Raw genomic sequence first — 21,411 nt, forward strand, 5'->3', positions numbered from 1 at the left:
GATAAGAGCGCAAATTTTCAGATGAAAAGTATCAAAAAATGACACCAATCGATTTATAAAAGCGTGAGATCACAATTGGAAAGTGAACCTATGGAAATTTTGAATTTCAATGACCAGTAAAAACCTTGTTATATTCTGAAAATAACAAGGTTAATTTATAAAATAATTATTGAAGTAAGATCATATTATTAAGTCAAAATTATATCTGGCTCACATATTTCTTTTTCTCGCCACCATTGTTTATTTATATGTTCTTGATGAACGTAAAAACTCTCCCCCGGCATTGGCGTCAGCAGCGTTATATGTTCTTTTTGACAATGGGTAAGCAAATCTAAAATCGGTTCGTCCCAGCGGTGAGTAAACAGTTCGTATGTAGCCCAATGTACTGGCAACAGTTTTTTCGCATTTAAATCGCGAAACGCTTGCACGGTATGATGAGCCTGCATGTGCCCCCAGTTTTCGACCGGATAACCTTGGTCTTTCACATCGGCAGCCACTTCCAAACAGGCAATGTCGATTGGCCCACATCGCTGTGCGATCTCAGAAAAGTGCGAATCGTAAGCTGAATCGCCACTAAAATAGAGCGTCTCTTCTTTGCCTTTGATGACCCAAGAAGCCCACAAGGTCGAGTTTTTATCGAAATAAGTACGACCCGAATTATGGTTAGCGGGCGTACAAATCAGTTCGATTCCAGCATAGTGCACGCTATCCCACCAATCGAATTCCACGATGTTGTCTGCGCAAACGCCCCATTTTATCAGATGCTTGCCAACCCCTAAGGGCACATAAAACATCACGGATTTATCGGCGTAGAAACGTATGGTCGACGCTTCTAAATGGTCGTAATGATCGTGCGAAATCACGATAATTTCAGGAATCGGCAAACAATCTCTGGCGTGAGTATTGGGAATATTGCGTTCAAACCACGCTTTTGCGATGAACGGAGAAGCGTAATCAAATACCGGATCGGTCAGAATTCGAATTCCATCGACCTCCACCAGCATAGTGGAATGGCCCAGCCAAGTAAGGCGCATCGATTCACTTCGCTGCGCAAACTGCGTGGGTTGAATTGGGGAATGTGGCAGATGTTCGTTAGGACTCAACGGTGTTCTACCACCAAGATAACTCCAACAAACCTGCCAGAACGATTGCGGACTAGGGACATTTGGCATCTCGTTTTTAACGCGGCCGTTTTCAAATTGAGGCGAGTGGTGAACACGGTGCGCCAACTGCGCATGGTAGGTTTGAGGCGGAATCAGTGAACTTGGCTTTTGTGTCTTTTGTTCACTCGTTAGGTATGTGCGCTTAAGTATCGTCTCAGACATATCGTAGTTTTGTCTCGCTTGCGAACGCTCAACAGTAGGTTTATTAAAACGTGCGTGTATGTCTATTTCGTGACCAAAATGAGGTGTAAGATGAAGATTCAGTTTCAATCAAACGTCTTCTATTTAAGGATACGGTTCTCAAACCTTCTGAATACTGCGTCGGTTTGAAAGGAGAAAACTATGGTGACTTGCAGCCAATACGATTTTATTGAAATCGCCTGTATGTTTAAGCTCCCTATCGAGATCACACTAAAAAATGGTGAAACTCATCAGGGCAACGCGTTCGACACAGGCTACGACATGCAGCGACAAGAGTGCTTGTTTTTAGATATGGATGGTGAGCACACCGCTTTCCCGACTGAACAATTAGTCGCAATGCGCGCGCTCAAAGCCAATCCGCATTTTGACGAAGTGACGTTTGAGTAAACGTTCTTCTTTCACTGACGCCGTCCAATAAAAAACGCCTCTCAAGCTGACACAACTTGAGAGGCGTTCTCTTACACGGTTCACCTGAACTTGTTGTTATTCACGCGACCGGATGAAAACTAGCATCGGCATCATGATCACGAACATCACTCCCACAAGCTGGAAGGTGTGCACAAACGCGACCATTTGCGATTGCTGCTGCAACATCTGTTGGTATTGGTCTAACGCAACCGGGTCAGTAATGGAAAGCCCCTGATTGGCCGCCCAGTCATGCAAGTTGGGGTTATAAGGATTAATACCCTCTCCCAGCGCATGCCATTGCTGCTGACTATCTCGATATTGGAACGTGGTGGCGATAGAAATACCAAACGAACTACCAATGGTACGGAACAGATTGTAAATGCTCGCCGCCGCGACAGATTGCTCTTTCGGAATCGTTAAATACGCCAAGGTGGACAGCGTCGAGAAGGTTAAACCAAGCCCCATCCCCTGAATCATACTCGGCATCACAATCCAAAATGTATCGATCTGCAGTGAGTATTGCGTCATCAAATAACTACCAATCCCGATGCAGCTTAAGCCAAAGACTATTTTGATTCTGGGATCGAATTGCGGATTGAGTTTAATCACCAAAATTAACATCGCCGCTGACGCCAACCCACGCGGTGCCATTAATAAGCCAGTGGTTGAGACCGGATAATCCAGCAAGCTTTCCAACAGCATCGGCTGTTGAGTCGTCAGACCAAACATCGCCATCGACACCACGGCAATCATCAATGACGAGACCATAAGGTTTCGGTCTTTCAGTAGCCACAATGGCGCTATTGGACTTTTGGTTTTCCAACTGCGATAAATCCACATCACCAATCCCATGACTGCGAGCAATATCGCCGTCTGAATCATGCGTGAGTTGAGCCAGTCTTCTTCGTTACCTTTATCCAACACAAACTGCAACGCGCCCACACCTAACGCCATGTAACCGATGATCCACCAGTCAAAGTTAGGTTTGGATTTGTTGTCGATGTGGATATAGCGATAAATTAAAGAGGTACAAATCAAACCGAATGGCAAGTTGATGTAAAAAATCCAGCGCCAGTTGATGTTGTCAGTGATCACGCCACCCACGACTGGGCCCAAAATAGGACCAAGCAAAATGCCGATGGAGAAAATCGCCATCGCTTTGCCTTTTTGCTCATACGGATAAATCTGAACTAACGTCGACTGCGCCAATGGAATCACCGACGCGCCGAAAGCGCCTTGGATAATGCGAAACAGCACCATCTCTTCAAGAGACTGTGCTTGCCCACAAAGCGCACTGGCAATCACAAAACCGACCACGGCAACCAGCATGACTTTGCGTTCACCAAAGCGAGACACCCAGAAACTGGTCATCGGAATGAAGATCGCTTCCGCCATGCTGTAACCCGTCAGCACCCAAGTAATTTGGTCTGCCGTTGCGCCCAACGCGCCCATCATGTGCGATAGCGACACGTTCGCAACGGTCATATCGATTAACACCATGATGGCAGAAAGCATCACGGCGACGGTGGCAATCCCCCGTTTGTCTGCCGTAATTTGATGGCTCATTGCACGCTACTTTGCAAATCAATGGTGACTTCTGAGCTCGCACCAACGCGAAGTTGCGGCGCATCGGCCGGTACTTCTAATGCCAAACGTACAGGGAAACGCTGTTTGATTTTAACCCAGTTACCCGTTGCGTTTTCTGGTGGCATCAAGGAGAACGATGTACCACTCGCAGGCGACAGCTGTTCTACCGTTGCTTTCCACACCACGTCTGGGTACATATCAATCACCACATCCGCATGCATGCCAGCTTTAATATGAGTAAGATCGGTTTCTTTAAAGTTCGCGCGTACCCAATAGCTGTCTTTTAAAATCACAGGGAACAGCGTTTGACCCACGCTAACGACCGAGCCCACGTGCGTATTGATTTCTCCGGCAATGCCATCCACTGGTGACGTAATGTCGGTGTAACTCAAGTTCAGCTCCGCTTGCGCTAACTGTGCGGCCGCTTGTTGAACAACCGCAGCCTCTGCGCCTTCTTCACCACGGTTCGCAATGGCTTTTTCTACCGTCGCACGCGCTTGCTCTAGGCTCGCTTGGGCATTGGCTAGTTTGTTTTTCGCCGTATCTAAATCTTGGTCCGACGCCAGTTTGCGTTTCACGAGGGAATCCGTACGTTTGTACTCCACTTGCGCTTCTGTCAGGTTAGAGCGCGCCGCATCTAAGCCCGCAACGGCTTCAGTTACCTGCTTATCGGCAACGTCATGTTGCTGGACCGCCAATTGGTATGCCGCTTTTGCTTGCTTCACTGCCAACAGATATGGGCGCGAATCAATCTTCAGCAGTAGATCACCTTTGTTAACAGATTGGAAGTCTTTGACATCCACAGAAACCACTTGGCCTTTTACCTGAGGCGCTACCGACAAAATTTTTGCCCTAACGTAGGCATCTTCCGTGCTTGGATGACTGTCAGAATACTGCCAAGACCAATACATCGCACCAAATGCGATAACACAGAGAGTAAAGAAAAGAGTTTTTACCAGCTTAGATCTGGAGGAAGAATGCTTCGCGATGTCGCCGCTCATTTATATTGTCCACTTGTTCAATTATGTGATCAGTGTAGGACTTTTCGATCTTCGGACAATAAAATGATCTGCAAGGTAAAGATCCAATTTTGCGTGTTGCTAAGTTGAGTAAATGATGTGCAATCAAAACGAGGATAAAAAAGAGGGGCAGTCCCCGTAACCGCCCCCAAAGTCATGCCAATAATAGTAATGTGCGTGTAACTACTGGTTTTTCTTAGAACTTGTAACCGCCGCTGATCATAAATACCCAAGGGTTAATTTTGACGTCGGTTTTTTGCTTCGCTCCACCTGCTTTGTAAGTTGCTTCTGTTTCAATGTTTGCGTACCACGCAGCAGCGTTGAGGAACCATTGATCGTTGATCATGTAATCCACACCAATATTCGCTGCTAGACCGAATGAGTCATCCAACTTAAGATCTGAAAGACCAGCGCCTTTACCCGTGCTATTGAAGCCCTCATCAAAGAACATGGTGTAGTTGAGACCTGCACCAACGTATGGACGGAACTTACTTTGTGGCTCGCCAAAGTAGTACTGAACCATAAGCGTTGGTGGAAGGTGTTTGGTGTCCGCGATATCACCAAGACCTAACAAATCTGTTGAGATATCGTGGCTGAATGGCGTTGCTGCTAGAAGCTCTAGGCTGATGTTATCTGTGAACATGTAGCCAAACGTCAAACCAAGCTGCGTATTTGAATCCACTTTCAATTCTTCTTGAGAACCAAGAATCTTATCGCTGCTGTCATTTGGAACGACAGACGCCGCACCAACACGAAGAACGAAGTCACCTTGTTTATGAGCGAAAACACTTGGTGACACGAGTGCAGCAACCACTGCTAGACTGCAGATTGTTTTTTTCATTTTTTATTTCCTTTTATAGGGCTTCGTTATGTCGTACCCAAAGGTGTGCCTGCTGACTGGCCTTAGATTTCAAGTAAACTCATTGCCTTGAAGCACACGGGCATCTATATTTTTTTGAGCTGCGCGCAATCTAGCACATAGAAACCCTACTATTTTGATGGAAATCAATTTGTGAAAAATATAGGTTTTTTGTATAGAGAAACGCCATACCGATCAACAAATTATGCAAATCGGATACAATTCTGTAATGCAAACTGTGCGTGTGAGAAGCTATGCATGCTCAAAAACACGAATCCTCTCGCTAAGGTCCGTAGCCAGCAAAAACTTTTTTCTTCCTCTACGTCTTTTATTTTCAAAAAATAACCCACTTAAAACGCTCGTTTGACCCCTTAAAATCGCGATTTGAGGGGTTTGTAAAACACTGAAATACAAGAAGTTATTTTTCTGGAAAATCAGTCACTTGGAGTGCTAGTCTGCTCGCAGATAAGGAGAAGACATGTTAAAAACCGATCTCATTTTTGAACGAGAAAACTTTTCTCATCACGATTTTCAGAATGCCACCTTTAAAAACTGCCACTTTTATATGTGCAGTTTCGACCATGCCGATCTGCGCGATGCTAAGTTCATCGACTGTCGCTTTATCGAATCCAAAGCACTAGAAGGATGTAGTTTTCGTTTCGCGAACTTAAAAGATGCTAGCTTTACGAACTGTATGCTGGCAATGAGCCTGTTTAACGGCGCAAATTGTATGGGCTTAGAACTGCGTAAGTGCGATCTCAAAGGGGCAAACTTCCAAGGCGCGAACTTTGCTAATCGCGTCAGTAACACCATGTTTTTCTGTTCTGCTTTTATTACTGGCTGCAACCTCACCTACTGTAACTTCGAGCGAGTGTTACTAGAAAAATGTGACCTCTTTGAAAACCGTTGGAACGGAGCGAACCTCGCGGGGGCAACTCTTAAAGGCTCGGATTTATCTCGCTGCGAATTCTCGCCAGAACAATGGGGAACCTTTAACGTTGAGCAATGTGATCTGACTCATGTCGAACTAGACGGGCTGGATGTTCGCCGCGTTTCTCTGTTTGGTGTTAAAATTTGTGATTGGCAACAAGAGCAATTGCTTGCGCCTTTTGGACTGATCATTATCTAAGGAAAGGCCATGAACCTGTTTAAAGACTTACCGAATAACCTCGACGAGGAAGTGTTCGAAGACCTGCTGACCCGCAAAAACCTGCGTATAGAACGCATTGTCTCAACAGGGCAAACCTCGCCCAAAAGTGGCTGGTACGATCAAGAAGAACATGAATGGGTATTGGTTCTTAAAGGAACTGGAGAGCTGACTTTTGAATCAGGTGTAGTGAAACGACTTGAGGCAGGCGATCACGTTACGATTCCAGCTCATACCAAACACAAAGTGAGCTGGACTGACCCAACGCAAGAAACCATTTGGTTGGCAGTGTTTTATCAATAAACACAAAACGATCTTAAATCGAAAAATAGGCGCTGAATTTGCTCGATACTACCAAGCCGTCACTGGCACTGTTTGATTTTGATGGCACCATTACCCGAGAGGATATGTTTAGCCTTTTCTTACACTATTCTGCTTATGGCCTGCGCAAGCGAGTAGGAAAGGTCGCCATCATGCCGTTTTATGCGCTGTACAAACTCGGAGTGTTACCCGCTCGTTTTATGCGTCCGCTCAGCAGTTTTATTGCATTTTCAGGGAAAGAAACGCAGCAAATTGAAGCGATTGGCGCTCAGTTTGCCCATGAAGTGATCCCGCTGTACTTACGGCCAGAAGCGATGGAAAGGTTGGCGTGGCATCAACACAGAGGCGATACCATTGTGGTGGTGTCGGCATCACTCAATGCGTATCTCAAGCCTTGGTGTGAAGCGAACGGTTACCACTTGCTGTGCAGTGAACTGATCTCAGAGCAGCCAAAACTGAGTGGCTTTTACCAGCAAGGTGATTGCAGTTTAGAAAGAAAAGTCTCGCGCGTTAAGGCGGCGTTTTCGCTCGACGAGTTTGAGTCTATTTATGCCTACGGTGATACACACGAAGACATTCCGATGCTCAAACTGGCAGACTACGCGATGCTCAACTGGATCGAGTGGAGAGCAAGCGAATAACGATATGTGCTCTGATTTTCAAGACAACCACTCCGCCAAAGTGGTCGTTTTAGACTGAAAAAACAAACCCTTCTCACATGAGAAGGGTTTTATTGATCAGGGCCCGAATAAATGGCTTAACGCCATACACCCCATTGACCCGTTGTGCCTGGTTCCTCACCAGACGTCCACCACTGGGCAGTCCATTCTTTACCGTTGTGCGTCACCACATCACCTTGGTCGTAAACGGCCGTCTTGTCCCATAAGTTGGTTGGTTCAACTGGTGGCGGTACATCCGCTTTGATCAGTGACAACGCATAACTGAAGTCTGCGCTTGGCGCTAATACTTGGTTCGCATTTACGTTCTTACTATCGAACATGTAGTGGTTCATCTCTTGATGCCAAATGCCCACATACCAATCGCCCGTTTGCTGCGCGTTAAATTGATCCGCAATTTCTGCCGCCCAAGTCGTCGTATTGTTTGCGCTGATTGGCAGTGAAATATCAACAATTTCATTGCCTGTCGCATTAAACGTACGGAAACGGATGGTGTCACCCGCTTCTACTGGTCCAAAACCTTGCTGAACAAAGTAGCCCAGAGATGTCAGATTATTACCCGGTTCGGTTGGATCAACGGGGTCAGTCGGCGGCGTCGTACCTGTTCCGTTTAACGTAATGTCACTACAGTTGTAGAAACCTTCACCAGCCACATCAATGCGCTGCCAACGAGTATAAAGCACTGCATCGCCCGAGCGCTCAGCTGGGAAAGTCACCTGAATACGGTAGCGTTTTTCCGCATCAACATACACATCACCTGCGGTGTCAATCAGCTCTAAATCACTCCAAGTAAGCGGTTTTGAATCATCATAGGTCGGCTTGGTGAGATAGAATTCCCAGTATGATGGGTTGTGCGGCGCCTTGCCGTAAAACACCAATTCAATCTGGTTATTTGCATCTGGCGTAACATTGGTGCGCTGCCAGTTTGGAGAAGGAATGTTCAAGCCTTTCTTAGCCGCATCTCCAGCAGAACACAGTTCGCCGTCACGGACTACGGCTTTAACATGCTCCATATCTCGGTAATTTGGTACGTTTGCTGCAATTTCACTGCGTTGCACAAACGGGTAAGCACCAGATTCTTCAAAAGCCGCTTTACACGCTTGGTTGGGGATCTCATTGGTCCAAAAACCACCGTCTAAATAACACGTATTCTGACGAGCACTTGGAAATTCTACCCAGCCGTGGGCGTTGACGTTAAATGAGCTCAATGCGGCAACAGCGCTTAAGCTCAAAAGAGGAAGTGTTACATGTGATTTCATCGTTCATCCTTAAATTTGCTGACTCGCCGCTCATGAACACAAGCGGTTTAAGCAAAACTAGCAGGATGAGATTATTTCGAAGGTTAGAATAAAGGTGGAAATTGTAAGAGTGCCATCTGCTTTCCAGCATTTGTTGTGTACTTATCTCATACTCGACTGACTCTTTCGAGTCACTTCAAATTCATGTGCCACAAAACCATGACACTCTTGACCGACTAACGTTCGTCTTTCGGTGTGTCCATTACCACCATGGTTGTGATCGACTTAACGTGTTCGCACTCACCCAACACATCAGCGTGAAACGCTTTATAAGCGGCGAGATCTTGCGTTTCCACACGCAGCAAATACTCGTTCGCGCCAGTGATGTTGTGACATTCCACCACTTCATCCACAAAGCGCACGTGTTCTTCAAAACCAAGCTGTGCTTGCTTAGAGTGCGAGGCCAAACCAATCGACACATAAGCGACAAAACCCACGCCAAGTTGCTGATTATCCAGTACTGCTCGGTAGCCTTTGATCACGCCTTTACGCTCTAAATCTTGCACTCGGCGTAAGGTTGCAGACGGAGATAAACCAACGCGTTCCGACAGCTCCACATTGGAGATTCTTCCGTATCGCTTGAGCATTTGCAATATTCTTTCGTCAAATCTATCCATGATGATGTTTCATTGCTTATTTAGTTTCTAATCATCAAATAAAAGCACAATATTGACCTCAGTTCTACTTATAGTTGTTCTCAACTTATCGAGAACTGATTCAAGGAACAATCTATGGAATATCATCAACTGGGCGCTTTGGCGTTGTTCGCTTTTGTCTCCACTTTTACGCCGGGTCCCAATAACATTATGTTGATGACCTCAGGGGCAAATGTTGGCTTTAAACGAACCATTCCACACATGTTGGGCATTACCTTCGGTTTTGGTGCCATGCTAATTTTGGTGGGTATTGGCTTGATGAGCCTCTTCAACGCTTACCCGATTACTCACTCCATTTTGAAAGTATTGAGCTTGAGTTATTTGCTGTACTTGACGTACAAAATCGCCACGAGCGGCAAAACCGAAGCAAAACACGATTTTCGCCCAATGTCTTTTTTAGGGGCTGTCGCATTCCAGTGGGTAAACCCAAAAGGTTGGTCGATGGCGTTGACGGCGATTACGGTATACACCAGCGGCGGTTCTTGGCTTGAACTGACTTTTATCGCCGGTATCTTCTGTTTAGCCAACTTGCCATCGGTAACATTTTGGACCGCGGCAGGCATGCAACTTCAACGCTGGTTGACCACATCTAGGCGTGTAAAAGGGTTTAACTATGGGATGGCAGCGCTTTTACTGCTGTCGACTATCCCAATGATATAGAAGACAAAATAGCCGTAAAACCGTGATCTAATACAAAGTTCAGGTAGATACTGAATCAATAATCACAATCTAACGCCACTTTTGGACAATGCCAGGGTCATAGTAGCGAAGCAATGCGCTATTTATTAAAAGCACACTAATCATAAGCCACAGCTATTTTAATGTTCGTTGCTTGCTCGCAGTAACTGCGATGAATCTATCACCCTGGCCAAAAGCTCATGAGCTTAAGGTCCTTTACACAAGGAGCGTTACACAATGCACACTCGCAAGCTTTTTCTTGCTGCCACTTTTGGATTATTATTGGCGGGTTGCAGTCAAACATCCACCACAACCAATGCTGAAGTCATTCCACCCGAGTATCCAGTGGATTATTTCTTTAAAAACAGCGAAGTTTCTAGCTATCAAATCTCTCCTGCTGGTGACTACATCTCAATGATGAAGCCATGGCAAGACCGTAAGAACGTCTTTGTTTATCCCACAGATAACCCCGATCAGATAAAACGCGTCACATCCGTAACAGGGCGCGACATTGCATACTACTACTGGGTTGGCGAAGACACCGTAATTTACTCTCGTGATACGGGAGGAGATGAGAACTTTTATCTCGTGACGGTTAATGTCAAAACAGGCGAAGAGAAAACCATCACACCGACATCCGGTGTTGTGGCATACGTTATCGACACACTAGACAATCAACCCGATGACATTTTGATTTCGAGTAACGAGCGTAACCCGCAAGTCTTTGATGTTTATCGACATAATCTAAAAACAGGCGAAAATACTCTCGTTGCGCAAAACCCGGGCAATGTGCGCTCATGGGGTACCGATCACGATGGCAACATTCGTGTCATCACCACATCAGATGGTGTTAATACCTCCGTTTTATATCGCGATACGGTTGAAGATGAATTTAAGCCGCTAAAGAATCTCACTTTCAAAGAGAGCTTTAGCCCCATTTCATTCACGCCGGACAACAAAAACTTATATGTGGCATCACGAATTACGCGTGATAAATCAGCCATCGTTGAATACGATGTAAAAGCCAATAAAGAAATACGAGAAATCTTCTCTCACCCGGAAGTTGACGTGAATAGCGCTCACTACTCTGAAGCGCTTAATAAGCTGGTTTCAGTCTCTTACGTGACAGATAAAAACCACTATCACTTCTTAGATGATTCCTACCAACAAACCTTCGAACGCCTCTCAGAGAAACTGCCAAATGTAGAAATTTCTGTAACCAGTGCGACGCGAGATGAAAGTAAAATGATTGTCGTCACCTACAGCGATGTCGATCGACCAAATTACTACTTCTACGATCGTAAAGCAGATAAATTGGAGAAATTGGCAGAAAACGCTCCATGGCATAAGCCAGAACATATGGCGAAGATGACGCCTATCCAATACACCGCTCGCGATGGAGAAACCATTCATGGGTACCTAACGCTGCCGAAGGGTCGAGAAGCCAAAGATCTGCCTTTGCTTGTGCTCCCACACGGTGGTCCATGGGCTCGTGATCACTGGGGATTTCAGCCTGAGGTGCAATTATTCGCTAACCGCGGTATCGCGGTGCTGCAAATGAACTTCAGGGGCTCAACTGGTTATGGTCGCGAGTTTTGGGAGAAGTCGTTCAAGCAATGGGGACAATCCATGCAGGATGACATTACCGACGGTGTCAAATGGGCTACCGAACAAGGTTACGCACAAGATGGCAACGTATGTATTTATGGTGCCTCTTATGGCGGCTACGCAACTCTGGCGGGGGTGACATTCACTCCTGATTTGTATAAGTGCGGAATCGACTACGTTGGCGTATCTAACTTATTTACCTTTATGGACTCCATTCCACCTTATTGGGCACCATTCCTTGCAATGTTACACGAGCAAGTAGGCAATCCGAATGATCCTGAAGACGCGAAAATGATGAAAGCCTACTCACCAGTGTTCCATGTCGACCAAATTAAGGCACCCTTATTGGTTCTACAGGGAGCACAAGATCCACGCGTGGTGAAGAGCGAGTCAGACCAAATCGTTGATGCACTGCGCGAACGAGGCGTCGAGGTCGAATACATCGTGAAGGAAAATGAGGGGCACGGATTCCGCTCTTTGGAGAACCGTCTTGATGGTTACCAAGCGATGGATAGATTCCTAAAAACACATTTACTTGAGCAGACTCAGTAAGCCTTTACATCGTTAAGTTCGAAAGGGCATGTTGGCGTGCCCTTTCTTATTTTTTCTACGTATTTTGCTCGCCCCAGTCCCCAGTACCACTGCAATACTCCAATAATCCAATAATCCAGCTCAATTCACAGTGTAAATTTATATAAAGACACTACCCTCTTATGAGAGATCTTGATAACCTTAAATGAGAAAGAGAATAATTATCGAGTAGAGTCAAAGATGAAGAATAAGCCTCAACCTAAAACGATTGTTGTCACAGACACAGAGACAATTACTCCAAACATGCAGCGCATTACCTTGCAAGGTGAGGCGCTGAGCCACTTTCCTCGTGACTGCGAAGGCAGTTACATCAAATTACTGTTTAACGATATGGGTGGCTCGGATCTGAGCATCCTGTCAGAAGACGACCGACCAATCATGCGCACTTACACAATTCGACGCTTTCATCCAGAAACCAGCTCAATCGAAGTGGATTTCGTCCGACACGTAACGCAAGATCTGCAATGCGGATTTGCAGCACGTTGGGCAATGGCCGCGCAAAAAGGCGACACGATCAGCATCGTGGGGCCGGGTAGCATCTCCAACTTAAATACGGAGGCGGATTGGTTCTTCATGGCTGCCGATATGACGGCACTTCCAGCGCTTTCTGCGAAAGTTCGTACGTTGCCAGAAGAGGCCAAAGGCTATGCAGTGATCAGCGTGATGTCTCCAGCCGACATCCAACCCCTACATGCGCCAGCAGGCATGGAGTTGATTTGGTTAACCGAAGGGCAAGCCTTGGCTGATAGCGTTCGCGAACTCGAGTGGTTAGATGGTAACGCTTCGATATGGTGTGCGTGTGAGTTCGATTCAATGCGTGCGCTGCGCCAATATTTCCGCAATGAGAAAGAAGTCGATCGCGAGAATATCTACATCAGCAGCTATTGGAAGCAAGGCGTGTCGGAAGACGGGCACAAAGTGATTAAACGTGAAGACGCGGAATCCAATCAATAGTGGTTCATGTCTTTTCGATTCCAGCTCTCATCCCAATAAAAACGCCCAGCATCACCGGGCGTTTTTCATCATCATGTTTGACGTAATCAGTGTTTCTAAGACTCCGGCACGTCCGCAATGTAAATCGCAGGAACGCCTTCAAAGTCACTGGTAAACAACACACCATCATCGTTCGGTGTGAATGACGGATGCGGGTGAGTAATTTGGCGATCGCCATCCAACACATCCCAAGATGTGCTGTGCTTACACAGTTTTTGCGCCGATTTCGCTTTTGTGTTCAATACATACAAGAACGGGTCATTTTCGATGTTGTAGCTGTCCGCGTCTGCAACATCAACTGGCGCATCGCAACCATCACCAACCATCAAAGAACCATCGAAGTTACTCATAAGGTGAGAACAAGGTGGCATCACCATCACTTCTTCATTCTCTAATGTCTCTGGGTTGGCTTTGTAAATCACGCGATCAGTTTGACCTTTGAAGTAAGAAACGTACGCCATTGCGCTGCCATCTGGAATCCAGAACTCGTGCGTGCACGATTCACCTTCTGCGTGCTCTTTGATTTTACGAACGTTGCTGCCATCTTCATTGACCAGCCACATGCGCGCATCCACCAAATCATGCGGACCTTCATGACAGAAACCAACCATTGAGTCATCAAACGGACGGTAAATTGGGTGACCTAGCCACGCAGTGTCTTGATGGATCACCTCCAGCTCACCGGTTTCGATATCCACTTTAATTAGGCGACAAGTTGGATTGGTGTGGTAGAACTCGGCAAACTTTTCCCACGATGTCAGCGGTTGCCAATCACGTTTTAGAATCTCGATGCCGACTAACTTGGTACAGTCAGAATTTGCCACCCAAGTACCGTAGCCTTTCCACTCTTCATCGACCGTATAAATGACTTGTTCTTCCAGCGTCTCTAAATCGACTTTCATCAAATTCAGTTCGTTTTTCACGTAGAAAAATGCACGCTCATCCGTCGAAATGAAACCGCCAAAGGTGTTGTCACCTTTACCTTCCGTCAGTTGGACTGCTTGTTGCGTTTCAAGGTTAAGCAGGTAATAGTTGCGATTTCCGTCGAAATCACCTGCAAACAGCAGCTTTTTTCCATCCTGAGTAAAGCACTTCTGGTAAAAGTAGTTACGGTGACAAATCACGTCCGTTGGCGTTAATCGCGTCACTTTCACTTGGGTATCACTATCAACAAACGTTTCGAAGTTGAGAGTAATCACATCACCTTTAGCCATAATATATCTCCACAAAAGGGCTGCCCAAGCGAGGGCAGCCAAAACAAAAATTCAGATTATTGGGTCGTTGTCGCGGCTACTTTAGAGGGCTGTGTGTCTAGCTTGGCACTCTTCTTCAAGCCGTAGCCCACAGCAAAGACTGACGCTGCACAGGCAAGGAACAATAAGCGGCCCCATAGTGGGTTTGGAATCAACACCATCAGTGTTAAACCTGCGGCCATGTAGATAACCAGCGTACCCAATTTCGCGCGTTGCATGCGGTCAACAATGTCTTGGCCTTCTTCTGCAACACACTCGGTGTCCACATCTTTAAAGAATTCCGCCGTTGTCTCTTTGTGCGTGTCTGTTTCTTCTTTGTAGAACAGAGTCGATAGGCAGAAGAAACCAGCAGTAAAGACAAGGTGAGCAGCAATGGTGATCATTGTGCGCATTTCACCTGCTTCGCGGCGTGTTAGCTCATCCATACCGAACCAGCTACCAACAAATTCTGGAGTGAAGATTTTCACCACTGACCAAGAGACAAACATACCAACCACAACTGTTGCCCATGGTGCCCATTTCGGCGTTCTGCGAATGATGATGCCAAGGAACAATGGAACTAGGATTGGTGATTGAAGTAGCGTCGCCACTTGCATCATTAGATCAAACAAGCTTAGGTGCTTCAGTGAGTTGAAGAACTGAGCCATCATGATAACGAGGATGCCGTTCACCAAACATGCGATTTGACCAGCACGCAGTAGCTCTTTATCCGAAGCTTGGCCTTTACGCACAATGTTTGAGTAGAAGCTACGAACGAAAATACCTGAGTTACGGTTTAGTGCAGAGTCCATCGAAGACATGGTCGCCGCAAACAGACCTGCCATTAACAGACCAACGGTGCCTAGAGGCATTGTTTCACGAGCGAAGACAAGGTAAACCGCATCGCTTGCTTTCGCACCCAATGATGAGTATTGCGTTGCTGCATCTGGGTACAGGATTGCTGAAGCCCAAGGTGGGATGAACCAAATTACCGCGCCAAATAGCATCATCACAAGCGCCATCAGCGCAGCTTTACTTGCGTTTTTCGAATCTTTCGCGTTAAGGAAACGGTAAGACTCCTGCATGTTGTTGATACTTTGCAGCTGTTTCACTACGAAGAAGATGAACGTACAAACTAACAGTAGTGGGTAGTTCATATCTGGGCCCATGATGAAGCCACCAGGGAAGTTCTCAACGATCTCGCCAGGGCCGCCAACGACGTACAATGCAACTGCCGCACAAGCAATGGAGATAACCGCAACAACCAGCGTTTGAATAAAGTCCGACGCCACTACGCCCCACGCACCACTCAACAATGAGATAGCCAATACCGCAAGGCCAGTCACCCAAATGGTAGTCACGATGTCGGCATTAAATACCGCAGAAGCAAACACACCCAAACCGTTTAGCCAAACGCCCGCGTTAATCACACTTAACGGAATGATTACCCACGTGAAAAACTGCTCGTTAGTGTTACCAAAGCGGCGTTTTACCCCTTCAGTTGGTGTATCAACTCGCATTTGGCGGAAGCGGCGAGCAAAGTAGAAGTAAGCGAAAACGTACGCCACCATGTTGCCAACAAACACGGCCAATACCGCGAAGCCATCGTTAAACGCTTTACCCGCTGCACCGGTAAACGTCCATGCAGAGAACTGAGTCATAAATGCTGTGGCACCAACCATCCACCAAAGCATCTTACCGCCCCCGCGGAAATAGTCGCTGGTACTATTGCTTGCCATTTTTTTGAACAGCAAGCTGATTGCCACCATCAGGGCAAAGTAGCCTGCTATTACTAAGTAATCGTATTCCATAATAGAAACCTCGAAACGCTGTTTTAATTTAGATAAATTATATTTTCAAAAAACAAAACTAACTGAGACAAAAATCAAAACAACGGTTCATTTTTTATTTTTTGCGCTCAAACGTGATGAAGATCAATAGTGAGCGTCTTGTAAATAACTGCGGATCCATACTCGTCACTGCTGCATTCCCTTAGTTAATCTTAGAACCAAAAAGAGATTGTCACTGACAAGTCGAAAAGCGTAAAAATGCGACCGTTGTAAGGTGAGTTTTGACGAAAAAAAGGGCTCCTGAGAGCCCGTGGTTACTCGTTAGTGAATAAGTTGCTTAAGCTGCATCACCTCTTGCTTACCCGGAATGGCTTGTTGGGTATCAATCACCGACGCTTGCTTTAATGGCGCGAGCGTTTTGCTGTCGACCGCTTTGCCATCACTGGTGTAAGTCGTGCCATTTTCGACCAACGCATTGCCAGTCGATTTCGCACTGTTGATCACGTCGTCATATTTGCTGCTGACGTGGAATCGGTAAGAACGGTTATTGGTGAACGTGCCTTGCTCAATCTCGCCGGAATATGGGCTCTTACGGAACAAGTAGTTGAAGCGCTTGTTATCAATCGACACGTTGTCGCTCAATACCAGTGCACCAGGGTTAAAGTTGTCCGTAAATCCGTCCATGTTGTTATTGAAAGACAGGCTGTTTTTCACCACATGTGGAACCGGAATCCCCTCGCCGCCTAGCTTGAAGCCGTTACCAATCGTGCCACCCTTGTTGGCAACATCGAGTGTGCGCCCGTTGCTGAACGAGATGGAATCCAAAATGGTCACCGCACCGTTTGCGCCATCTTCCACTTTGTTGAACAAGTCCCAACCGTCATCAATGTTGTGGTGAGACAAACAACGGATGAAGGTGTTGCCATCGCCGATACGCATCTTGGCCGCAAAACCGTCTGCGTTGATCTGCGAAGGATCCATGTTGTTGTAGCTTTCGCTTTCAATCACTTGGTTGTAACTTGCCCACAGTGCGCGGCCAATGTTTTCAGGAGAGGTGATCACGAAACCAGTATCTGGCGCGCCGTGTGTCACCATTTTTTCGAAGGTGTTGTGGCTACCATGAACAATGAACTGCGCACCCGCAACTTCAATACCTTGGTAATGCCAGTAATTTGCCTCGTGACGAAGTTCCGAAACAAAGCGAACATTGTCTCCTTCCGCACGTAGGTGCTTGAGCTTGTCGACACTGCCACTCGCCGTCAGCGGGATTTCCATCCCTTGGTAGTCGCCATCTTTCAAAATGATGGTGCCGCCAGCAGGAAGCAGTTCTACTGAGGTAGCTAAATCAAGCGGTTGTGCTTGAGATCCGTTGCCTTTGTCGCTGCCGTTTGGTGCAACATACAGCGTCATTGGGTCTGGCAGAGAAACAACGTCAACGCTGTAAAGGTGCGCTTGTGTCTCTTTGTTTGGGCCGTCAATGGCGGTGAATCTCACTTCCATTTGATTCGCGCCGCTATCAAGTGTCAGCCACTGGCTGAACAGCTCACCCGCCGTCACGGTTTGCTTCGCTACCACTTTGCCATTGTGCAGAACTTCAAATTCGCCCGAGTAGTTGGCACGAGCTTGAACCGGATACTCCTTGGTTGCAGAGCGAGGTGAAGAAGCGATTTGGAATACCAATTCGCCCTGCTTGGCCGCGTATTTTGGAGCGTCCACGGTATCCGCCGCAGCAAGCTGCAAATCGACATTGCTCACCGTCATTTTTGCATTGCGTGACGCAAAGAATCCGACGTATTGCGAGTCTGAGTTTTGCATTTCGACGATATTGGCATTCGCGCCTTTTACCGCTTGCTCAATGAATTTTTCGCCATTACGGTAGCTGACTTTGAAACCATCATTGGTGCGTGTCAGCGTCATGCGGTAGGTTTCAGCCGTGCCGTAAGGCACCCCTTCCACATAATCGACACGGCTTAAACGGTTACCCGGCGTTCCCCAAGGTTGATAAACGCCTTCACGAAACGATGCGTTGATGTTGGTCATGCCATCGTTCGTGCGGGTGTGAGAACGCATTAGGTTCATCACCATGTTCGATGCAGACGGAAACTCTTCATGGCCCTCAGGTTGTGGCACTAAACGCTCGGCACCTAGAATGTCGCGCACCATCAAACCTGCGCCTTCTTGGCGGTTGGGTGTCGCGCCCGTTTCTGGGCCAAGCTGTTCAAGCACCACATCGGCACTGAGGGTAAAGTTCACATCGGTTGGTAGCTCGGTGTAGTAAAAGGTGAGTCCTTCATGCGAGTTAGCTAACTTGCCGCCGCGGCTTTCAATGGTAAATGTGGACGCTAACTTGCCAGCAGCGACAGCATCACCATTGACCGTCACTTGGTTCACGCCGACTTTTTCCGGCAAAATGGTTGAGCCAAAGTTCATGTCGGTCGATTGACCAAAAGTGATCGCTTTCCAAGTCAGGTCTTCGACCTTAATCTCAGCAGCGTGTGCGGCTGGGGCCAATATGGCCGCCAGACACAAGGCTAAAGTGTGTTTTTTCATGGTCACTTTTCCTTGTTAGAAGTTGTATTTCAAACCGACACGGAAACGAGGAACATATTCATCTTTAAACTCTGAGCCGTCACCCTTGTGCGTGATCGCCGCGATAGCGAAGAATGGAATCACACCACTTTCTAACTTGGTGTATTCGCCTTTAAAGTCGATCAGCTGATCATGACCTTTGTCTTTCCAGCCACCTTCACCGCCATGAATATCTTTGTACTCCGCTTCTACGCCAAGCTTGCCCCATTCAAACTTACGGTTTGCGTAAAGGTTGAGCTGGTTGTAGCGCGAGTCGTCCGTGTTTTTGTACCCATGACGAATACGCGCAGCGACATCCCACTCGTCATTGATTTTGTACGCGCCCGTCAAGTTGTACTTGAACACTGACGCACCCGATGGGCTGGCATCAATGTTAATGCCCGGCGTTAGAGAGAAATTGTCGGTCGCTTTCCAACGGTAGCTCACGCCAGTTTCATGGCCTGCATTGCCCATGTGACCATCTTTGTAGTTCCATTTTGCTTCCACGCTAAAACCGATTTGGTTGTCGAAACGGTGAGAAACGTAAATACGATCTCGATGTTCGTCACCATCACGATCAGGCACATATTCATGACGAATATCCACCGATGCGGCAGCCGCTAAACCAGAAGTCATTGCAAGTAAGAGTGCAGAAGTAAGGTATCTAACTTTCATTTTGAAACACCATTTTATTTTATAGTAAATCTTGTTTTAATATATTCATTGTTACGTACTGATAAAGTTCTTATCGGTATTTTTGTGATCTTTAAAACGGCATTTTAATTTTTTCGTGAGCTATGACACATGACTTTATTGGATTCGATGATCGTAATGATCTATCTGCTCTTTATTGGGATCGCTGCGTCGCTATTTCGCCGCTTTTCCACCTCGTCGAACGACTTCCTTCAAGGTGGAGGAACCATGATGTGGTGGATGGCTGGCGCGACCGCATTCATGACGCAATTTTCAGCGTGGACGTTTACGGGTGCCGCAGCCAAAGCGTATGAAGATGGCATCAGCGTGATGTTCATCTTTTGGGGAAATGCGTTGGGATTTTTCGTCGCGGCAGCATTTTTTGCGCGTCGCTATCGAAGGTTACGCGTAGAAACCGCCATGGAAGTGATTCGAGTGCGGTTTGGCCACACATCAGAACAGCTATTCACATGGTTAAGCTTTCCGCTGACTTTGATCGCCTGTGCTATTTGGATGAATGGATTGGCGTCTTTTTTCTCTGCTGTTTTTGCCATTGAGATGTCGACCACCATTCTCGCTATGGGGGGGTCGTCACTTTGATCGCCGTGAGCGGAGGCGCGTGGACGGTGTCTGTGACGAATGTAATTCAATTAATTTTGCTGATCGCCATTACTCTAGTGATCGGCTATACCGCACTGCAACGCTTTGACTCACCAAGCGAAGTATTTGCGCACGCCACGCCAATTTATGGTGAACAGATCAGGATGCCGTCTCTGTTTGTGATGTGGGCGATCGCCATGCTGCTGCAACAAACCATGAGTAATAACCACACCTTGAGCTGCTATCGCTTTCTGACCACCGCCAACGATAAAGACGCCACCAAGGCCGCATTCGTTGCTGGTGTGCTGTTTGTTTTTGCCCCTGTACTGTGGTTTATGCCAGCGTGGTTCGTGGCAGCACAAAACATCGATTTACTGGCGATCTATCCTGCACTAGAGCAGAGTGCGAACAACGCCGCTTATCTTTACTACATCCAGCATTACATGCCTCAAGGTTTACTCGGATTGGTGATGGTGGCATTGGTGGCCGCGACCATTGCGCCGCTTTCATCAGCACACAACCGCAACGCTGGCATTGTGGTCAAAAGCCTCTACCAAGTGTGGTTCAACCCAAATGCGACCAGTCGCCAGCAGTTGATGGTTGGAAAAATTGCGACGATAGTATCTGGCGTATTAGCCACGGTCACAGCTTTGCTGCTGGCGTCTGTTGAGTCGTACAGCTTGTTCGACATGATGATTGTGTTCGCGGCGTTCATTCAGATGCCAATCAACATCCCATCTCTGCTTGCACTCGTCAGTTTGAAAACACCAAACTGGTCGGGGTGGGCCACCGTTATGGTCGGATGCGCAGTATCGCTCTTTATGATGTTTATCTTTGATGTACAGTGGCTCTCTTCCTTGCCATTAACGCCAAGAGAAAGCAAAGACCTGTCCGTGGTCGCAACGCTTGCCGTTCATTTACTGGTGACTGGAGGCTTCTTCCTGTTTACGCGGGTCTTTTATGCCAAAGAGTCACCATCAATCCAGCAAAGTCGCACTGCACTTGCGATTCAACTAGCCACACCGATCAGCGACGAGGAGCTGTCCCCTATCAATCATAAGCAAGGACTTTATGTCGGCTCCATCACAGCGTTGGCGGGCATGTTACTGATTCTTGCCGGCGTCGTGTTAACGGGCTCTTCTCAATCCATCTTTGTCGCAATTGGCTGCATTGTGTTGCTGTTTAGCTTGTTCCTACTACAACCTACCCAGCACTCTAAACGTGCTTGGCAGAAACAAAAAACTAAGTAAGTAAATGGGTAAGTAAACCGTATTGGGCGCGTTGTTTTGTGTCGCGCCTAGTGGAAAGCTGGTTTTTAACTC

General features: G+C 47.0%; 17 protein-coding genes and 1 pseudogene. 8 read left to right on the top strand and 10 right to left on the bottom strand.

Annotated features, from left to right (window positions below; translation table 11 throughout):
* Window positions 1-188: 188 nt before the first annotated feature.
* The gene (locus VEA_RS19495; RefSeq protein WP_041853151.1) at window positions 189-1,325 is read right to left on the bottom strand and encodes an MBL fold metallo-hydrolase; all 1,137 of its coding nucleotides are present in this window, start codon (window positions 1,323-1,325) and stop codon (window positions 189-191) included.
* A 180-nt stretch (window positions 1,326-1,505) separates the two neighbouring features.
* Between VEA_RS19495 and VEA_RS19500 the strand changes: the two genes are divergently transcribed.
* Window positions 1,506-1,751 (top strand): Rho-binding antiterminator, encoded by a 246-nt coding sequence (locus VEA_RS19500; protein ID WP_005460845.1) that lies wholly within the window; start codon window positions 1,506-1,508, stop codon window positions 1,749-1,751.
* Window positions 1,752-1,847: 96 nt separating this feature from the next.
* Here VEA_RS19500 and VEA_RS19505 read toward each other — a convergent pair whose 3' ends face one another.
* From VEA_RS19505 to ompW, 3 genes are all read right to left on the bottom strand, one after another.
* The gene (locus tag VEA_RS19505) at window positions 1,848-3,338 is read right to left on the bottom strand and encodes an MDR family MFS transporter (RefSeq protein WP_006740970.1); all 1,491 of its coding nucleotides are present in this window, start codon (window positions 3,336-3,338) and stop codon (window positions 1,848-1,850) included.
* On the bottom strand, window positions 3,335-4,360 hold the full coding sequence (locus VEA_RS19510; protein ID WP_006740969.1) for an HlyD family secretion protein: 1,026 nt from the start codon (window positions 4,358-4,360) through the stop codon (window positions 3,335-3,337). The genes VEA_RS19505 and VEA_RS19510 overlap by 4 nt, the downstream gene beginning before the upstream one ends.
* A gap of 214 nt (window positions 4,361-4,574) precedes the next feature.
* Window positions 4,575-5,219 carry an outer membrane protein OmpW gene (gene ompW / locus VEA_RS19515; RefSeq protein WP_005391962.1) on the bottom strand — a complete coding sequence of 215 codons (645 nt, stop codon included), beginning with the start codon at window positions 5,217-5,219 and terminating at the stop codon, window positions 4,575-4,577.
* 496 nt (window positions 5,220-5,715) lie between these two features.
* On the opposite strand from ompW, the gene VEA_RS19520 reads away from it, so the two are divergent.
* The 3 genes from VEA_RS19520 to VEA_RS19530 are packed head-to-tail and all read left to right on the top strand — an operon-like array spanning window position 5,716 to window position 7,346.
* On the top strand, window positions 5,716-6,366 hold the full coding sequence (locus VEA_RS19520) for a Qnr family pentapeptide repeat protein (RefSeq protein WP_005391967.1): 651 nt from the start codon (window positions 5,716-5,718) through the stop codon (window positions 6,364-6,366).
* A 9-nt stretch (window positions 6,367-6,375) separates the two neighbouring features.
* Window positions 6,376-6,687: a cupin domain-containing protein gene (locus tag VEA_RS19525; protein ID WP_006740968.1), complete on the top strand. Its 312-nt coding sequence runs from the start codon at window positions 6,376-6,378 to the stop codon at window positions 6,685-6,687.
* A gap of 38 nt (window positions 6,688-6,725) precedes the next feature.
* Window positions 6,726-7,346 carry an HAD-IB family hydrolase gene (locus VEA_RS19530; protein ID WP_006740967.1) on the top strand — a complete coding sequence of 207 codons (621 nt, stop codon included), beginning with the start codon at window positions 6,726-6,728 and terminating at the stop codon, window positions 7,344-7,346.
* Window positions 7,347-7,462: 116 nt separating this feature from the next.
* On the opposite strand, the gene VEA_RS19535 is transcribed toward VEA_RS19530, so the two are convergent.
* The gene (locus VEA_RS19535; protein ID WP_006740966.1) at window positions 7,463-8,641 is read right to left on the bottom strand and encodes a lytic polysaccharide monooxygenase; all 1,179 of its coding nucleotides are present in this window, start codon (window positions 8,639-8,641) and stop codon (window positions 7,463-7,465) included.
* A 215-nt stretch (window positions 8,642-8,856) separates the two neighbouring features.
* Window positions 8,857-9,297 carry an Lrp/AsnC family transcriptional regulator gene (locus VEA_RS19540; RefSeq protein ID WP_041853101.1) on the bottom strand — a complete coding sequence of 147 codons (441 nt, stop codon included), beginning with the start codon at window positions 9,295-9,297 and terminating at the stop codon, window positions 8,857-8,859.
* A 114-nt stretch (window positions 9,298-9,411) separates the two neighbouring features.
* Here VEA_RS19540 and VEA_RS19545 point away from each other — a divergent pair, with 114 nt between their 5' ends.
* From VEA_RS19545 to VEA_RS19555, 3 genes are all read left to right on the top strand, one after another.
* Window positions 9,412-9,996 (top strand): LysE family translocator, encoded by a 585-nt coding sequence (locus VEA_RS19545; protein WP_006740964.1) that lies wholly within the window; start codon window positions 9,412-9,414, stop codon window positions 9,994-9,996.
* 255 nt (window positions 9,997-10,251) lie between these two features.
* The gene (locus VEA_RS19550) at window positions 10,252-12,174 is read left to right on the top strand and encodes a S9 family peptidase (RefSeq protein WP_006740963.1); all 1,923 of its coding nucleotides are present in this window, start codon (window positions 10,252-10,254) and stop codon (window positions 12,172-12,174) included.
* A 219-nt stretch (window positions 12,175-12,393) separates the two neighbouring features.
* On the top strand, window positions 12,394-13,167 hold the full coding sequence (locus VEA_RS19555) for a siderophore-interacting protein (protein WP_006740962.1): 774 nt from the start codon (window positions 12,394-12,396) through the stop codon (window positions 13,165-13,167).
* A gap of 95 nt (window positions 13,168-13,262) precedes the next feature.
* Here the strand turns inward: VEA_RS19555 and VEA_RS19560 are convergent, their stop codons facing one another.
* The 4 genes from VEA_RS19560 to VEA_RS19575 form a co-directional block, all read right to left on the bottom strand.
* A complete protein-coding gene (locus VEA_RS19560; protein ID WP_006740961.1) occupies window positions 13,263-14,420 on the bottom strand; it encodes an oligogalacturonate lyase family protein in 1,158 nt (385 codons plus the stop codon).
* A gap of 56 nt (window positions 14,421-14,476) precedes the next feature.
* Window positions 14,477-16,249 carry a sodium:solute symporter family protein gene (locus VEA_RS19565; RefSeq protein WP_005487072.1) on the bottom strand — a complete coding sequence of 591 codons (1,773 nt, stop codon included), beginning with the start codon at window positions 16,247-16,249 and terminating at the stop codon, window positions 14,477-14,479.
* A gap of 300 nt (window positions 16,250-16,549) precedes the next feature.
* Window positions 16,550-18,778 carry a right-handed parallel beta-helix repeat-containing protein gene (locus VEA_RS19570; protein WP_006740960.1) on the bottom strand — a complete coding sequence of 743 codons (2,229 nt, stop codon included), beginning with the start codon at window positions 18,776-18,778 and terminating at the stop codon, window positions 16,550-16,552.
* A gap of 15 nt (window positions 18,779-18,793) precedes the next feature.
* Window positions 18,794-19,471 (bottom strand): oligogalacturonate-specific porin KdgM family protein, encoded by a 678-nt coding sequence (locus VEA_RS19575; RefSeq protein ID WP_005482845.1) that lies wholly within the window; start codon window positions 19,469-19,471, stop codon window positions 18,794-18,796.
* A 129-nt stretch (window positions 19,472-19,600) separates the two neighbouring features.
* On the opposite strand from VEA_RS19575, the pseudogene VEA_RS19580 reads away from it, so the two are divergent.
* Window positions 19,601-21,339, top strand: a pseudogene (locus VEA_RS19580) (sodium:solute symporter family transporter).
* Window positions 21,340-21,411 lie beyond the last annotated feature (72 nt).

The organism is Vibrio antiquarius (genome assembly GCF_000024825.1).
In the GTDB taxonomy this organism is placed as follows: domain Bacteria; phylum Pseudomonadota; class Gammaproteobacteria; order Enterobacterales; family Vibrionaceae; genus Vibrio; species Vibrio diabolicus.

Excerpts from the sequence above, each read along its gene's own strand:
- VEA_RS19495 (WP_041853151.1), bottom strand. The coding sequence starts at position 1,325 with ATGTCTGAGACGATACTTAAGCGCACATACCTAACGAGTGAACAAAAG.
- VEA_RS19500 (WP_005460845.1), top strand. The coding sequence starts at position 1,506 with ATGGTGACTTGCAGCCAATACGATTTTATTGAAATCGCCTGTATGTTT.
- VEA_RS19505 (WP_006740970.1), bottom strand. The coding sequence starts at position 3,338 with ATGAGCCATCAAATTACGGCAGACAAACGGGGGATTGCCACCGTCGCC.
- VEA_RS19510 (WP_006740969.1), bottom strand. The coding sequence starts at position 4,360 with ATGAGCGGCGACATCGCGAAGCATTCTTCCTCCAGATCTAAGCTGGTA.
- ompW (WP_005391962.1), bottom strand. The coding sequence starts at position 5,219 with ATGAAAAAAACAATCTGCAGTCTAGCAGTGGTTGCTGCACTCGTGTCA.
- VEA_RS19520 (WP_005391967.1), top strand. The coding sequence starts at position 5,716 with ATGTTAAAAACCGATCTCATTTTTGAACGAGAAAACTTTTCTCATCAC.
- VEA_RS19525 (WP_006740968.1), top strand. The coding sequence starts at position 6,376 with ATGAACCTGTTTAAAGACTTACCGAATAACCTCGACGAGGAAGTGTTC.
- VEA_RS19535 (WP_006740966.1), bottom strand. The coding sequence starts at position 8,641 with ATGAAATCACATGTAACACTTCCTCTTTTGAGCTTAAGCGCTGTTGCC.
- VEA_RS19540 (WP_041853101.1), bottom strand. The coding sequence starts at position 9,297 with ATGGATAGATTTGACGAAAGAATATTGCAAATGCTCAAGCGATACGGA.
- VEA_RS19545 (WP_006740964.1), top strand. The coding sequence starts at position 9,412 with ATGGAATATCATCAACTGGGCGCTTTGGCGTTGTTCGCTTTTGTCTCC.
- VEA_RS19550 (WP_006740963.1), top strand. The coding sequence starts at position 10,252 with ATGCACACTCGCAAGCTTTTTCTTGCTGCCACTTTTGGATTATTATTG.
- VEA_RS19555 (WP_006740962.1), top strand. The coding sequence starts at position 12,394 with ATGAAGAATAAGCCTCAACCTAAAACGATTGTTGTCACAGACACAGAG.
- VEA_RS19560 (WP_006740961.1), bottom strand. The coding sequence starts at position 14,420 with ATGGCTAAAGGTGATGTGATTACTCTCAACTTCGAAACGTTTGTTGAT.
- VEA_RS19565 (WP_005487072.1), bottom strand. The coding sequence starts at position 16,249 with ATGGAATACGATTACTTAGTAATAGCAGGCTACTTTGCCCTGATGGTG.
- VEA_RS19570 (WP_006740960.1), bottom strand. The coding sequence starts at position 18,778 with ATGAAAAAACACACTTTAGCCTTGTGTCTGGCGGCCATATTGGCCCCA.
- VEA_RS19575 (WP_005482845.1), bottom strand. The coding sequence starts at position 19,471 with ATGAAAGTTAGATACCTTACTTCTGCACTCTTACTTGCAATGACTTCT.